Origin of the sequence: Kitasatospora sp. NPDC085895 (assembly GCF_040702125.1) — a bacterium.
GTDB lineage: Bacteria > Actinomycetota > Actinomycetes > Streptomycetales > Streptomycetaceae > Kitasatospora > Kitasatospora arboriphila.
In genome coordinates this window covers 1-14,077 of the sequence record NZ_JBFBJY010000128.1, presented here as the reverse complement: position 1 = coordinate 14,077, position 14,077 = coordinate 1, and the positions used below count along the sequence as shown (strand labels likewise).

Sequence of the window (14,077 nt, the reverse complement as noted above, 5' to 3'; positions counted from 1 at the left end):
AGTCGCAGGCGAGAAGCGTGTGGGCCTGGGAGCGGAGGAAGGTGCGCCGGGACTGCCGGGAGGCGCGCGGTGGAGCGGGTGGCAGGCCGGAGCGACGCAGGATGCGACCGATGGTGGCAGCGGCGACCCGGTGGCCGAGCCGTCGCAGCTCGCCCTGGATCCTGACGCACCCCAGGCCGGATTCTGCGTGGCGAGGCGCCAAATGAGCGCGACGATCTCTTCGGGCAGCGGTGGCCGGCCGGACCTGCCCGGGGGCTGGCGCCCCTTCCAACGCACCAGCCGTCGGTGCCAGCCCAGCAGCGTGCCCGGGGTGACCAGCCGGTGCCGGCGCAGGGCGGACGGCCGATGGCGTGCGAGAGCGCAGAGCACCGCACGGTCGGCCCAGAACATCTGCGGCCGCCCGATCCGTCGGCGCAGCACGGCGACCTCATGGCGCAGGGCGAGGATCTCGGCCCTGTCGGCAGCGGAGGAGCGTCCCAGGAGTGTCAGCCAGCCCAGCAGCCGGCAGAAGATCAAGTACAGCAGTCGCAGACCCACGCCCAGTGATCATGCCCGGAACCCGACCGCCCGGAAAGCCGCTGGTCAGACCATGTACGGCAGTAAAGACACCCTTCAGGTCGTCAACGGCGGACATGGCCTCACCTTGCCCGAGTGACAGCTGAAAGGGCTCATCGCTTTGTCCCTTGCATTCCGGCGCGCGGTCGAGTGCCAGCCGCCGGCGCCGGGGGCTGACGCTCGGGCCCGGCCACTGCGGTTGGTGCGAACGCATCGGCTGCTGTGGCAACACCTTCCGCAACGGGTGATGGTGAGGAGAGCACCCAGGCATGCCGACGCTTCCGCCTCGGTCGCAAGGGATCCTCCGGTGTCCTTCTGCGACACGCTGCCGGGCATCCACGATGTGGGCTGACCATCTCATTGGGTTTGCTCACCTCACCAAGACAGGAGGTGGCGTATGGCCGATACAGCTTCGGTAGCCCTGATCAGCGGAGCGGCGAGCCTGCTCGGCGCGGTGGCAGGCGGGTGGTTCGGCGTGCGTCAAGCCAAGCACACCAGCGGGGCCACCATCATGGTGGAGGAACTGGAGCGCGCCGCGGCATGGCAGGTGCATAGGCGCGAAAAGTACGCGGCCCTGCTTGAGGCGGTGCACCGAGTGGGTGCTGACGACCTCGATGTCGGCACGAAACTCTCCGAGGCCTTGCTCGTCGCGAACCAACCGCTCCGGGGCAAGCTGCTGAGCTTCGCGGGGCCGAAGGACCTACGCGAGCAACTACAGGACAGAGCCAAATACGCGGAGCTCGTCGAGGTGATGACCGCCGACGTCCGGAACCGAACAGATAGCTGAGCGCCAAGGAACTGCTTGGCCTACCGGGGACCCGGCCGTCGGTTGTCAGCGAAGCTGGTCGGCCCCGGACCTGACCTGCGGCGACTACGTCGAATGAGAAAGAATCGCAGTCGCCTGTCTTTGCTGAGACGACGACTGGGTCGGATGACAACGGACACCGACCGCCTGAGTGCCCTGTGCCAGTGAACCTGAACCGATGCCAACGAAGTTGGACCGGTGGTCGTTTGTAACAGCCAAGTTGGATCCCGCAGGCCAGGCCTCCGGAGCGGGGGTCCACCAGTCGCAGCGCCCGCCTTCGCCTGCCGACGGCGTCCGGGACCTCCAGATCACCCGCTGCACCGACCAATCCCCCCGGCCCGGCCCTGGAGCTGTGTCAGTACGACCACCCGTCCGGCCGCCACCGCCTCGCGGCGGGTCACGGCGGTGGAAGCGGGCTGGCCGTAGGTCCTCGGATGCGGCCGCTGACGGCTGCTCAGGCATGGCGGTGCTCACGCAGGGTGGCTCCAGAAGCTTGAACCAGTGGCACATCGGGCACCATGGAGCTTGTGGATGAAGGTCCCCAGGAACCGCCTACTGAACCGAGCGCGCCGAGGGCGCGGTGGCGGCCGACTGCAGGCCAGTCGAGTGGCGTCCTGCTGGTCGTTGCCGTGGCGGCCCTGCTGCTGGCACTCGGGCGGGTGGACGCGCTGCCGCCCTGGTCGGCAGTGGTGCACTGGCTGGGCCGGTGGTGGCCGTTGTTGGTCGCCGCAGGGTGTGCGGTGGCGGCCATCACCGTCCGACGCCGCCAGCGCCGGGCGGCTCCGTCGGCGGACGCTTCGGCAACTGGCGGTCCTTCCCCCGAGGGGCCGTTACCTCGAACCTCGGCCCGAGCCGACCGGTGGTCACAGCTGGCAACCTTGATCACCGCCTTCACTGCTGTGGCTGCTCTCGTGTTCACCGCGCTGTCCCTGCGCGCCACCCGTGATCAGATCAGCGTCGCGGAGCAGGGCCAGATCACCGACCGGTACACCAGGGCTATTGATCAGCTCGGCACGCCCGGCCCCGAGCATCTGCAGGTCCGGCTCGGCGGCATCTACGCGCTTGAGCGCCTCGCCTCCGACTCCCCCCGCGACCAGCAGACGATCGTCGAGGTCCTCGGGGCGTTCGTCCGCAGTTCCAGTCCCCGCACCGGCCCCTCCGCGGTCTGTCCGCCGGCCCCGGCCGACGTCGCGGCGGCCTTTACGGTCTTGACCAGGAGGGACGTATCCCGGGACCCGAGCTATAAGGACCCGCGCCACTTCGCCGGCGTCGACCTCCGGAACACCTGTCTTGCCGGCGTGGATGCCCACGACGCGGACCTGACCCGGATGTCCCTCGTCGGAGCGGACCTCCACGGAGCGAATCTGACGCGCGCCCACGGTCACTTGGTGTGGCTGGGCAACGCTACGCTCACCGGCGCCTACCTCAACGAAGCCGACTTCAGCAGCTACGTCTTCCTTGACGATGCTGACCTGAGCAGCGCCGATCTGTCCGACGCCAAACTCGGCCCGGCGAGGTTCTCCCGCGTGGAACTGGCCGGCGCCAACCTCAGCGGCGCCGACCTGCACGGCACCGACCTCTACACAGTGAACCTCACCGGCGCGCGGCACGACGCAAGGACGAACACCGACCGTGCCACCCACGACAGCACAACCACCGGTGCCTGGTGGTGACAAGGTATAGACGGGCAAGCCCGGACTGACGCCGAGTGCTTGCCCTTGTCGTCGGGGGAGCAGCGCTGCGGGTCGTAGCATCGCGCCGAGAGAACACGTACGGGCCGGCTGGCAGCATCTGCGGTCATGGTGCTGCTCATCCTTCGGAACCTGTTCCGCACACTGTGGCACCTCACGCGGCACGGCGGCCTAAGCCGCCTGGCCATGACACCGGCGTCGCGGGCGGCCGCGCGACTCAGCCACCAGCGCCGCAGGTCCAGCCCGGCTGGCCCGCTGGTCCAGGTGCCCGTGCTGTCGGACGTGGCGGCGACCTCCGACGGCGCGGACGCCTGTGCCAGCGGGTTCTCTCGCCACATCACCCTCCTGTGGCGCCGACTCCTGACCGCCGATCCGCCCGACGGTGGCGGGAGCCCGCTCTTGACCCTCACTGCGACCAGCGGCAGTCCATCTTCGCTGTCACTAACTACGTTCAGTCCAACTCGGGTGGCACACCGCCCCAATTCGCTGGCACAGGACACTAAGGACTACGGCCCGAGCCGGAGTTGACCGCACATCCCAGCGGCATTGCATTACAAAAATTTTCAATGCAGCTTGACTGCAAGTTGGCTGGCGCGTAGGCTGGCCGGCTTCGCGCGCAGCACGCCCCCTCAGGGATTCCCACGCAGCGGAAGCCCCTTCATGCCCGGAGCCAACTCCCCCAGCGGTCAACCCGGCTGACACCTCCTCCGATCGCCACCGAGGACCAGCCCCTCCCTGCCCCCGCTGCCACGCCGACCGACTGACCGAAGAGAGGAATCCGCGCCATGGGCAAGTCAACGGCCACCCGTCGCAGCGCTACTCACAAGCCCGCCACCAAGCGCCGCCGCTTCCGCAACGACGACCTCGTCGCAGTCGACCTGTTCTCCGGATTCGGAGGCCTGACCCACGGCATCGAGATGGCCGGATTCACCACGATCATGGCCGCCAACCACAACCCCTACAAGGTCGAGGTCCACGAGGCGAACCACCCGCAGGCCGAACACTGGATCGCGGACCTGGTCGACCCCGGAGCCGCCGACTACCACTCCGCCCGCGACCTGCCCGCTGCCGACCTCCTCGTCGCCGGCGTCTCCAGTTATCTAGTGCAAGCCGGTGAAACTGCAGGTCAGCCGCTTGGCTGTGTGTCATTCAAGTAAGGGACGAGGGGCCCTCTGCGAAGTGCCGGACCGGGGGTGGGTCTCGTACATCCGTACCGCCACCACGACGCCCGCAGCGCCGGTGAGGGCGGCGACCGCCCAGATCGCGCTGGTGAGGCCCCAGGCGTCGGCGAGGGCTCCGGCGAGGAGGGCGCCGACGGCGAAGCCGCCGTCGCGCCACAGCCGGTAGACGCCCACCGCGCGGGCCCGCCAGGCGGGGTGGGCGACGTCGCCGATGACGGCGAGCAGGGTCGGGTAGACCAGCGCGGTCCCGGCGCCGAGCAGAACCTGCGCCGCGGCCCAAACCGGGAACGTCGTGCCGGAGGCGACCAGGCCGATCGCCACGGCCTGGAGGAGCATGCCGGCGGTGATGAGGTGCTTGCGGCCGATGCGGTCGGACCACCAGCCGGTCGCGATCTGCCCGAGCCCCCACACGGCGGGGTAGAGGGCGGCGAGCAGGCCGATCTCGCCGATGGACAGGCCGTGGGCGGCGAACAGCAGCGGGAAGATGCCCCAGGCGAGGGCGTCGTTGAGGTTGTTGACCATCCCGGCCCAGCTCGCGGTGGACAGGGCCTTGTCGGTGAGGCTGGTGGTGCGGGCGATCTGGCCGGTGGTCAGCTCGCCGTGGTGGTCGGGGTTGGCCGGGGCGGGATGGAGGGCGGCTTCGGCGCGGGCGTGTTCGCGGGTCTCGCGCACGGCGAGGACGGACAGGCCCAGGCCGAGCGCGGCGTAGGCGATGCCGAGGAAGAACGGCTCGGGCCGCAGCCCGGCATGGGCGGCGATCGCGCCGGTGGCCATGGCGGTGCCGGCGAGCGCGAGGTAGCCGGCCGCCTCGTTGAAGCCCATCGCGAGCCCGCGGCGGGCCGGGCCGACCAGGTCGATCTTCATGATGACGGTGGTCGACCAGGTCAGGCCCTGGTTGATCCCGAGCAGCACGTTCGCGAAGACCACCCAGCCCCAGGTGGGGGTCCAGATCAGCAGCAGTGGCACCGGCAGTGCGACGATCCAGCCCGCCACCAAGACGGGCTTGCGGCCGTAGCGGTCGGAGAGCGTGCCAGCGAAGAAGTTGGTGACGGCCTTGGTCGCGCCGAACGCCACGATGTAGGTGAGAGCGGCGGTGTAGGCGGAGAGGTGGAAGGTCCGGTCGGCCAGCAGGGGCAGGACGGTACGCTCCTGGCCGAGCATGCCGCCGACCAAGGCGTTGACCGCGACGAGCAGGGAGAACTGGGCGAGGTTGGCGCGCAGGCCCAGCCGGATCCCACCGTGTGCGGGGGCGGTGGTGGTCACGAGCCGTCCTCCAGCGTCCCGCCGGTGGCCTTCGTCCAGTCGTCGGCGCCGCCGACTAGGACCGCGAGGTTGCGGGTGCCGCGGGCGGCGAGGAGGCTGGCGGCGGTCATCGCGCGTTCGCCGTGCCCGCACATCACCACCGCCCCGTCGGCAGCGCTCTGCCCGTCGGTGGCGAGGTCGCCGAGCTCGGTGTGGGCGGCGCCGGGGATGTGCCCGGCGGTGAACTCGGCGTCCTGGCGGACGTCCAGCACCGGCCGGGTGCCGATCTTCTGGGCGGTCACCAGCTCGATCGTCTCGATCGGGCCGCCGTACGCCTGCCAGGCGTCCATGCCGCCGGCGAGCTGTCCGGCGAGCCGGTCGTAGCCGATCTTCGCGGCCTGCCAGGCGAGCTCGGCGCCGTCCTGGCCGGGACCGAGGACGAAGACCAGCGGGGCGTCGGCGGGCAGCGTCCAGCCGATCCAGGTCGCGAACGCCGGCCGCAGCGGGTTGGAGACGGCGCCGGGGACGTGCCCGGCAGCGAACTCGGCGATCGGCCGGGCATCGACCAGGCGGGCGCCGTCGGCCAGCAGGCCACGCACCGCCGCCGGGGTCAGCAGGTCGAGGCCCGGTGCGGCGGTCAGCAGGGCGGGACCGCGGCGATTGATCTCGCCCAGACGGTCGAAGTACGCGGGGTAGGAGCCGAGCGAGCCGAGCAGGCGGGCCACGAAGGCTTCCTCGTCCGGTGCGGCCAACAGGTCGTTGGCGGCCTTCTGCGCGCCGATGGTGGTGGTGCGCTCGGATCCGGGCGGGGCCGAGCAGAACGAGCCGGCACCGTGGGTCGGCCAGACCGCGGTCGCATCCGGCAGCGCGGTCAGCCGCCGGAGCGAGCGGTACTGGGCACGGGCCAGCCCCTCCGCGCGGTCGGCGCCCAGCAGGTCCGTGCGGGCGGCGGAGCCCACGATCAGCGACCCGCCGGTGAACACCCCCAGCTCCCGGGAGCCGTCGAGCAGCAGGAAGGACAGGTGCTCGTCGGTGTGACCGGGGGTGGCGAGCGCCCGCAGAATCAGCCCGCCGAGGTCCACCTCGTCGCCGTCGCCCAGGCCGCGATGGTCGAAGGCCCGGCGCCCGGCCGTGGAGGCCAGCACGGCGGCGCCGTCGTCGTGGGCGAGCTGCAGCGCGCCGGAGAGGAAGTCCGCGTGCAGGTGGGTGTCGGCCGCGAACGCCACCGTCAGGCCCCGTCGTCCGGCGGCCTCGCGCAGGGCCCGCAGGTCCCGGGAGGCGTCCACGGCCAGGGCGCGGCCGTCGCCGAGGTCGACCAGGTAGGCGCTGTTACCCAGTCCCTCGTCGACCAGGGGTATCAGGTGCTCGTCGGCGAAGCCCATGGCGTCCTCCAGCATCGCGGTGGTGCGGGTGGCATCCCCACCCCAACACTCATACAATATTCCATGGATTTATGGAGGATGCCATGGGAGACCCCACCCGCAAGGCCGCCCTGTTCGACGCGCTCGCCACCACCGGCAAGGCGCTGTCCAACGGCAAGCGCCTGGAACTGCTCGACCTGCTCGCCCAGGGCGAGCGCAGCGTCGACGCCCTCGCCAAGGCCGCCGGCCTCGGCCTGACCACTGCCTCCGCACACCTGCAGACCCTCAAGCAGGCCGGCCTGGTCACCACCCGCCGCGACGGGGTGCGCATCCACTACCGCCTCGCCGGCGACGACGTCGCCGCCCTGTACGCGCTGCTGCAGCAGGTCGCCCGCACCCACCTCGCCGCCACCGAGCAGGCCCGCACCGCCTACCTCGGCCCCGACGACACCGACCACCTCACCCGCGACCAGCTCCTGGAGCGGGTCAAGGCCGGGACCGCCACCGTCATCGACGTCCGCCCCGGCGAGGAGTATGCCGCCGGACACATCCCCGGAGCCGTCTCCATCCCGCTCGACGAGCTGGAGGCACGCCTCGCGGAGCTGCCCGCCGACGCGGAGATCGTGGCCTACTGCCGGGGCACCAACTGCGTGCTGTCCCACGACGCCGTCCGCCTCCTGGCCACCCACGGCCGCACCGCCAAGCGGCTGGACGACGGCATGCTCGAATGGCGCCTCGCGGCCCTGCCCGTCGAGGCCGGCGCCGCATGACCGCCGCCCAGGTCGAGCCGGTCGTCGTGGACGGCACCGGCATGCTCTGCGTCACCCTGCTGCTGCACCTTCGACGGCGTATCGCCCACGCCCCGGCCGGCACGGTCGTCCACGTCGTCGCCACCGACCCGGCCGCCCCGCTCGACCTGCCCGCCTGGTGCCGCCTCACCGGCCACACCTACCTCGGCCCCGTCCCCGACGACTTCGGCCGCTACGTCTACGCCCTACGGACCGCCGCGGACCCGCCTAGGCACCCCCCGGCATCCCGCCTCAAGCTGACACCGCCGCTGCTACCGCGTGGTGCTCGGTGCGATCCAAGAGTGGCGGAAGAACCTTGGGGCGCACGATCGTCATCACCTCCGTGGTGGACCTCGATGACCAGCCCTTCGATAGGTGTAAGGCAAGTAGAGGACAGCTCACTTGCCTAATTCGTTGATAGCGGATCGGTGGAGCCAGGGGGCTGAAGTCGATCCGTTCGAATGCCGAGGTCGTGACGCCTCGCGCCACCCGGGCCAGCGAGGCCTTCGGATAGATCGGCGCGCGGCCTCGGCCTACACAGTGGTGGCGGCTGCGTGGGCGCCGGACGGATGCCTACTACTTGCCCGGCCTCGACGCCCAACGTAAGAGCGGCGGCGTCCGGCGTCCTCGCGGCCGCCACCATCGTCAACACCACGCGCTTGATCACTCGTTGGTGTTGGTGGTGCGAGCCCGCCGCACGGTGACCTCTCGAAGTTCCCGAGCTGCCCGAGCTCCCGCAATAGACCGGGGCCCGTGGGGTGCGCTGGTGCCACGAACGGCTAGTGAGGTGGCGGACCGGCCGGGTGGCAGAGTCCTGGAATTAGGTCGCTGCGTGGCCCGCATGTGCTCGTGACCAGCGCAAACACCGCGCCCTGGGGAGGGAACAACTTGATCTACTGCGGCATCGACTGGGCTGAGCGGACGCATGACGTCGCCCTGGTCGACGACACCGGCCAGCTGCTGGCCAAGCGGCACATCACCGACGACGCGGCCGGCTACAAGCTGCTGCTGGACCTGCTCGCAGAGTACGGCGACACCGAGGACACCCCAATCCCTATCGCCATCGAGACCTCCCGCGGCCTGCTGGTCGCCGTCCTGCGGACCGGCAAGCGGAAGGCCTTCGCGATCAACCCGATGGCCGCCGCCCGCTACCGCGACCGCCACGCCGTCTCCCGCAAGAAGTCCGACCCCGGCGATGCCCTGGTCCTGGCCAACATCCTGCGCACCGACATGCACGCCCACCGGCCGCTGCCCGACGACAGCGACCTGGCCCGCGCCGTCGCCGTCCTCGCCCGCGCCCAGCAGGACGCCACCTGGAACCGGCAGCAGATGGCCAACCAGCTCCGCTCCCTGCTGCGCGAGTACTACCCGGCCGCCCTGGCCGCCTTCGAGCCGTGGAAGAACGGCCTGTGCCGCCCCGAGGCCCGCGAGATCCTCAAGACCGTCCCGACCCCGGCGAAGGCCGCGCAGCTGACCCGCACGCAGCTCGCCTCCGCCCTCAAGCGGGCCGGCCGCAAGCGCGGCATCGACACCGAGGCCGACCGGCTGCGAGAAGTCTTCCGCGCCGACTGGGCCCACCAGCCCCCGCTGGTCGAGGACGCCCTCGGTCGGCAGATGCTCGCCATCCTTGGCCAGCTCACGGCCGCCTGCACCGCCGCCGACGACCTCGCCCAGGCCGTCGAGGAGGTGTTCCCGCAGCACCCGGACGCGGAGATCATCTGCAGCTTCCCCGGCCTCGGAACCCAACTCGGCGCCCGGGCCCTCGCCGAGATCGGCGACGACCGCGAACGCTTCGCCGACGCCCGCGGCCTCAAGGCATACGCCGGCGCCTCCCCCGTCACCCGGGCCTCCGGCAAGAAGTCCAGCCAGCGCGAGCACGCCGACTACCTGGTCATGAGCCGGTCCGCCCACTACATCGTGATCGTCAAGGGCAACCTGAAGAAGCTCCGCAAGCAGCTCACGTCCCTTCCCTGGCAAGCAATCCCCATGCAGGGACGCATCAGGGAGACCGGACACGGGCGGGGCGAGATCCGCCGCATCAAGGCGGCCACCGTGAACAACCTACTCTTCCCGCACGCCCGCCAGGCCATCCAGCTCAAGCGCCGCCGAGTGAACCGCAGGACCGGGAAGATCACCATCAAGACGATCTACGCGGTCACCAGCTTGCCCGCCGGCCGGGCCGCTCCCGCACAGCTCGCGGCCCTGATCCGCGGCCACTGGTCCATCGAGGCACTGCACCACATCCGGGACGTGACCCTCAACGAGGACGTCTCCCAGCTCCGCACCGGCAACGCACCTCGAGCGATGGCCACCTGGCGCAACCTCACCATCGGCGCCCTCCGTCTCGCAGGCGTCCGCGGCATCGCCACCGCCCTCCGGCGCAATGCCCGCGACCCGCAGCGACCACTCGCCCTCCTCGGGCTCACGTGATCACCAACCAGACATCACGCGACTTTGCCGAAGCCCTGCCCACGGAACGACAGTCGAATCGGCTCCGGCGCCGGATCCCACCTCCCGGGAAACGGTTGCACGTTCTACGATTCGAAGGCCCGACAGGAAATCGGCACGGGCCGGAGTTATGGTATTGCCGAGGGTGAGGCCAACGGGAATCAGGATGTCCCGCGAGGCACCTCCACATGTGATCCGGCGACTGTTCGGGATCACCATTATGGAAACTTCAAGAACGAGGTTTCACCGATAGTGACGGCCGCTACCGGCCGTCACGAAAACCCACCGAGTCCAGTGGCGTCCGTGCGCCACGCGCCGTGACCGGCACCTGCGCACGGCCGCGAAGGAGCATTCGGTCATGGCACCCCAGGACGGCACGAATTTCCCGAGCTTCGCCCAGTTCATTGACGACGTCGCCTCGGCCCGGCACGATGAATTCACCCGCAGATCGCGTTCGGCGACAGCCGGGGCGGACGAATTCGCCGCGATGCGGCAGCACATTCTCGGTCTCTATTCAGGTGTCGACGTCCAGCACAGCTTCGTCGACGACAACGGGCAGATCTTCGACTGCGTCCCCATCGAGGACCAGCCCTCGCTCAGGGGCGGCGAGGGCCCGGCCGTCCCGCCCGACGCGCCGCCCCAGCCCGGCCCGCGCGGTGAGGCACCGGCCTCGCCGGTGCAGCCGCAACTGCGCTCGGACCGGCTGGACAAGTTCGGGAACCCGATGTCGTGCCCGCCCGGCACGATCCCCATGCGCCGGGTCACCTTGGAGGAACTGGCCCGCGGACGCACCCTCAGGGACTTCTTTCACAAAACCCCCGAGGGAATGGGGCGCCACCCCCGACTGAGCCCTGCCGAAATTGAGGCGCATGTCCACAAGTACGCGCACGCATACCAGGTCGTCGACAATCTGGGCGGCCACAGCTTCGTCAACATATGGGACCCCAACATCGGGTCGCAGGTGTTCTCGCTCTCGCAGCAGTGGTACGCCGGCGGTTCGCCGGTCCAGACCGTCGAATGCGGTTCCCAGATCTATCCGGGCAAATACGGCACCACCCAGCCGGTCCTGTTCATCTACTGGACCGCAGACGGCTACCAGAACACCGGGTGTTACAACCTCGACTGTTCGGCGTTCACCCAGACGAATTCCGCCTGGGCGATCGGCGGGACGCTGAGCCCGTCGAGCGTCTGGGGCGGCGCGCAGTACGAGGTCGAGGTGACCTGGTACTTCTCCGGTGGGAATTGGTGGCTCTATCTCGGCGGCACCACCGCGAGCAATGCGGTGGGTTACTACCGGGGTTCGCTGTTCGGCGGCGGCCAGCTCTCCAGGAACGCCGCGGATATCGACTACGGCGGTGAGGTCGTGGACATCACGGCGTGGCCGCCGATGGGGAGCGGCGCGTTCGCCAGCAGCGGCTGGCAGTTCGCGGCCTACCAGCGCGACGTCTACTACTTCGGCGTGAACGGAGGCGCCCAGTCGGCGTCGCTGACCGCATCGCAGCCGTCGCCGAAGTGCTTCACCACCGCGGTCGGCCACGCGGCGCCGCCGTGGAATGAGTACTTCTTCTTCGGCGGGCCGGGCGGGACCAACTGCGAGTGACCCGCCGGCGGCCAGCCCCTCGGGCTTCCGGGCCGTGACGGCCCGGAAGCCCGAAGAGCCGGGAGGACCCGCGCCTCACTGGGCGTTTCGTCCCCGACTTGGAAGATCAGGTTCCGCGCCAGGTCGGGGTGGCGTCTCCGGTGAGGCTGCGGGTCATGGGGCTGGTCATTGCAACATGGACCATGGCTTCGGAACGTTCGGGGAGGGCTTGGCAGCCGCGGGCGAGGCGGCGGTGGTTCAGGCGGGGCGCCGCTGCCCCTGGCGCTGGACGTGGAGCACACATCGCTGTCGCCGCTCGGCAGGGGCCTGGGCGCCCCGACCGGGACGTGGAGCCGCAGACGGGCCGTTGCTCGTCGACAATGGGAGGCCGACCCGTCCGTGTTCGCCGTCCGCCGGCCCGACGGCAGGCCGGCCGTCGGCTGGGTGGCGACCTGCGGCGAGTACCGGGGGCGTTCGTCGACGGCCGCCTGGCCATCGATGCCGCGGACGATGAGCCCTGGCTGTCCCGGGACGCGCTCGACGCGGTGGCGCTGTTGCGGGTGGCACTCGACCACAACCTTGCCTGAGTCCGCTCCGGAACCCGGCCGGACGGGCGGCAGCCCGGCGACGTCCCCGTCGGACAAGGAAGCTCCCCGGCGGGCAATGGCGTGCAGCCGGGGAGCAGCCTTGATGATCCCACGCCTCGTCAGACGGTGCGTCGCAGGGGGCGGCGACCGCTGCCGTCGTCACCGGACAGTTCGGCGTCAGCCCACGCACTGTCCAGCGGTCGCTCAAGGGCACCGCGGCTCCGAAGCCTGCCGCGGGACAGGCGACCGCGGATGCGGCCCGCGCGGTGTGGCAGCCGAGAGTCCGGCGGCGGGTGCGCCGGGCCGCCGAACGCGGCGGCCTGGTGCTGAGCGACAGCGCGTAGTTCGGGTTCGCCAGCGCACCGGCACAACCGCTGGACGCCGAAGTCATCGGCGTTGGCGGAGACGAAGTCCCAGCGGCGGGGTTTCACTTCATCTCGCGGGCAAAATACTGGGCCGCCCGGCGCAGGATCTCGCGCTCCAGCTGCCACTTCTTCTCCGCCTGACCAGGCGAGCGTTCCCCGTCCGCAGCCGGGCATTCTCCGCCTCCAGGCTCTGCGGCCCGGACCTGCCCGCGCCGCCCGGGCTTCCGTCTGCGTCGCGCACCCACGTGCGCAGCGTCTCCGGGGTGACGTGCAGATCGGCCGCGCCGTCCTTGAACGTTCGCCTGCCCTCCGACGCCCGCCATAACGCCACCGCGTCGGACCTGAACTCCACGTTGGACTTCGAGGGCCGTCCCACGTCGATCTTCACCTTCCAGGGTCACCAAGATCCATTATCAGGTGTGTCCACATCGCGGGGGTCACCCTGTACCTTGTTCCCCCTTCTGGAGCGCCTGCTGAACGCCAGCTGGGTCGAGCGCTACTGGGAGGACCACGCGAGTGCAGAGGCCGAGCACCGACCACGCTGCCGCTTCTACAAGCTCACCAGCCACAGCGCCGGGCTCGCCCCGCAGGCCTTGGCCGAGGCCTCCGCCAAGCGGCACCTCTACGGTCGCTGCACCTCCGGTGCTCCGGGAAACGCTGGTGGTGGCTGCTGATGGGCGCCGCCACCACCGCCCACTGCCCCTACCTCGCCCCCTTTCTCCACCCCGACCTGACCGCTTCTAGACGAATGAGTCCAATGTGATCAGTGGTCAAAGGCGATCAGCGAACGGGTGACCGATGCGCCGATCTTGTTGTTGTGCCAGATGCCGGCGGCCAGCGTGAGGACGCGCTGGGCGACCCGGACCGCGACGCCCTCGAAGGTCCGTCCGCCGTGCTGTTCCAGGTTGAGCTGGCCTTTGAGGGTGTCGTTGACCGACTCGATCAGCTGGCGGACCTTCTTGAGCATCGGCTCGCCGTAGCGCTTCTTCTCGCGCTTGCGCGAGGGCCGCAGCAGCTCGATGCCGAGCTCGGCCAAATTGTTCTCGAACGGCTTCGAGGCGAAGCCCTTGTCCGAGATGAGCAGGATGCCCTTCCGTCGGGCGACCAGCTCGGCGTCGACCTCGAGCATCGCGGCCAGGACTTCCCGTTCGCCGATCTTCGGGTTGGCCAGCGCCCACATGATCGGCATGCCGGTCGGCGTGCAGACCAGGTACAGCCGCGGGCCCCAGAAGAAGCGGGAGTGGGAGGCGCAGTAGCCATAGCCGGCCCAGCCCGCCAGGCTCGACCGCTGGACAGTCGGGCGCGACATGCCGCACGGCATCGGTGTGGAGTCGGTGATCCACACGGTGTCGGTCCAGAAGTCGCTGTCCACGGCAAGTTCCCGGCCGGCCGAAGAACTCCGCGTTCGCCGCCGTGTCGGGAAGGTCGAAGGTGGTGCCGTCGACGGCGACCAGACGCCACCCGCGAAACCAGGC

10 protein-coding genes and 5 pseudogenes are annotated in these 14,077 nt (G+C 70.2%); 9 read left to right on the top strand and 6 right to left on the bottom strand.

Features of this window, described 5'->3' with window-relative positions; genetic code table 11:
• Positions 1-537: pseudogene (locus AB0442_RS39320) on the bottom strand (hypothetical protein); the annotation flags it as partial.
• A gap of 415 nt (positions 538-952) precedes the next feature.
• On the opposite strand from AB0442_RS39320, the gene AB0442_RS39315 reads away from it, so the two are divergent.
• The 3 genes from AB0442_RS39315 (at position 953) to AB0442_RS39305 (ending at position 4,208) form a co-directional block, all read left to right on the top strand.
• Positions 953-1,342, top strand: a complete 390-nt coding sequence (locus tag AB0442_RS39315; RefSeq protein WP_366168318.1) for a hypothetical protein — start codon at positions 953-955, stop codon at positions 1,340-1,342.
• 896 nt (positions 1,343-2,238) lie between these two features.
• A complete protein-coding gene (locus AB0442_RS39310; RefSeq protein ID WP_366168317.1) occupies positions 2,239-3,033 on the top strand; it encodes a pentapeptide repeat-containing protein in 795 nt (264 codons plus the stop codon).
• A gap of 803 nt (positions 3,034-3,836) precedes the next feature.
• Positions 3,837-4,208 (top strand): DNA cytosine methyltransferase, encoded by a 372-nt coding sequence (locus AB0442_RS39305; RefSeq protein WP_366168316.1) that lies wholly within the window; start codon positions 3,837-3,839, stop codon positions 4,206-4,208.
• On the opposite strand, the gene AB0442_RS39300 is transcribed toward AB0442_RS39305, so the two are convergent.
• Together AB0442_RS39300 and AB0442_RS39295 are read right to left on the bottom strand one after the other, a co-directional pair.
• Positions 4,197-5,495, bottom strand: a complete 1,299-nt coding sequence (locus tag AB0442_RS39300) for an MFS transporter (RefSeq protein WP_366168315.1) — start codon at positions 5,493-5,495, stop codon at positions 4,197-4,199. The two genes, AB0442_RS39305 and AB0442_RS39300, sit on opposite strands and share 12 nt — an antisense overlap.
• Positions 5,492-6,871 carry an MBL fold metallo-hydrolase gene (locus tag AB0442_RS39295; RefSeq protein ID WP_366168314.1) on the bottom strand — a complete coding sequence of 460 codons (1,380 nt, stop codon included), beginning with the start codon at positions 6,869-6,871 and terminating at the stop codon, positions 5,492-5,494. Before AB0442_RS39295 ends, AB0442_RS39300 begins: the two co-directional genes overlap by 4 nt.
• 68 nt (positions 6,872-6,939) lie before the next feature.
• Here AB0442_RS39295 and AB0442_RS39290 point away from each other — a divergent pair, with 68 nt between their 5' ends.
• The 5 genes and pseudogenes from AB0442_RS39290 to AB0442_RS39270 all read left to right on the top strand — a co-directional run bounded on the left by AB0442_RS39290 (position 6,940) and on the right by AB0442_RS39270 (position 11,671).
• Positions 6,940-7,605, top strand: coding sequence for a metalloregulator ArsR/SmtB family transcription factor (locus AB0442_RS39290; RefSeq protein ID WP_366168313.1), 666 nt, complete (start codon positions 6,940-6,942; stop codon positions 7,603-7,605).
• Entirely contained in the window at positions 7,602-8,033 is a 432-nt protein-coding gene (locus AB0442_RS39285) for a sulfurtransferase TusA family protein (protein ID WP_366168312.1), read from the top strand. Before AB0442_RS39290 ends, AB0442_RS39285 begins: the two co-directional genes overlap by 4 nt.
• 478 nt (positions 8,034-8,511) lie before the next feature.
• Positions 8,512-9,483, top strand: a pseudogene (locus tag AB0442_RS39280) (IS110 family transposase); the annotation flags it as partial.
• 24 nt (positions 9,484-9,507) lie between these two features.
• Positions 9,508-10,053, top strand: a pseudogene (locus tag AB0442_RS39275) (ISAs1 family transposase); the annotation flags it as partial.
• A gap of 376 nt (positions 10,054-10,429) precedes the next feature.
• Positions 10,430-11,671, top strand: a complete 1,242-nt coding sequence (locus AB0442_RS39270; protein ID WP_366168311.1) for a neprosin family prolyl endopeptidase — start codon at positions 10,430-10,432, stop codon at positions 11,669-11,671.
• Positions 11,672-11,777: 106 nt separating this feature from the next.
• Here AB0442_RS39270 and AB0442_RS39265 read toward each other — a convergent pair.
• Together AB0442_RS39265 and AB0442_RS39260 are read right to left on the bottom strand one after the other, a co-directional pair.
• Positions 11,778-11,912: pseudogene (locus AB0442_RS39265) on the bottom strand (IS5/IS1182 family transposase); the annotation flags it as partial.
• Between the two features lie 757 nt (positions 11,913-12,669).
• Entirely contained in the window at positions 12,670-12,954 is a 285-nt protein-coding gene (locus AB0442_RS39260; protein WP_366168319.1) for a transposase, read from the bottom strand.
• Positions 12,955-13,051: 97 nt separating this feature from the next.
• On the opposite strand from AB0442_RS39260, the gene AB0442_RS39255 reads away from it, so the two are divergent.
• Positions 13,052-13,276: a hypothetical protein gene (locus AB0442_RS39255; protein ID WP_366168310.1), complete on the top strand. Its 225-nt coding sequence runs from the start codon at positions 13,052-13,054 to the stop codon at positions 13,274-13,276.
• An 89-nt stretch (positions 13,277-13,365) separates the two neighbouring features.
• Here the strand turns inward: AB0442_RS39255 and AB0442_RS39250 are convergent.
• Positions 13,366-13,980 (bottom strand): annotated as a pseudogene (locus tag AB0442_RS39250) (IS982 family transposase); the annotation flags it as partial.
• Between the last annotated feature and the right edge of the window lie 97 nt (positions 13,981-14,077).

Excerpts from the sequence above, each read along its gene's own strand:
- AB0442_RS39295 (WP_366168314.1), bottom strand. The coding sequence starts at position 6,871 with ATGCTGGAGGACGCCATGGGCTTCGCCGACGAGCACCTGATACCCCTG.
- AB0442_RS39305 (WP_366168316.1), top strand. The coding sequence starts at position 3,837 with ATGGGCAAGTCAACGGCCACCCGTCGCAGCGCTACTCACAAGCCCGCC.
- AB0442_RS39315 (WP_366168318.1), top strand. The coding sequence starts at position 953 with ATGGCCGATACAGCTTCGGTAGCCCTGATCAGCGGAGCGGCGAGCCTG.
- AB0442_RS39285 (WP_366168312.1), top strand. The coding sequence starts at position 7,602 with ATGACCGCCGCCCAGGTCGAGCCGGTCGTCGTGGACGGCACCGGCATG.
- AB0442_RS39270 (WP_366168311.1), top strand. The coding sequence starts at position 10,430 with ATGGCACCCCAGGACGGCACGAATTTCCCGAGCTTCGCCCAGTTCATT.
- AB0442_RS39290 (WP_366168313.1), top strand. The coding sequence starts at position 6,940 with ATGGGAGACCCCACCCGCAAGGCCGCCCTGTTCGACGCGCTCGCCACC.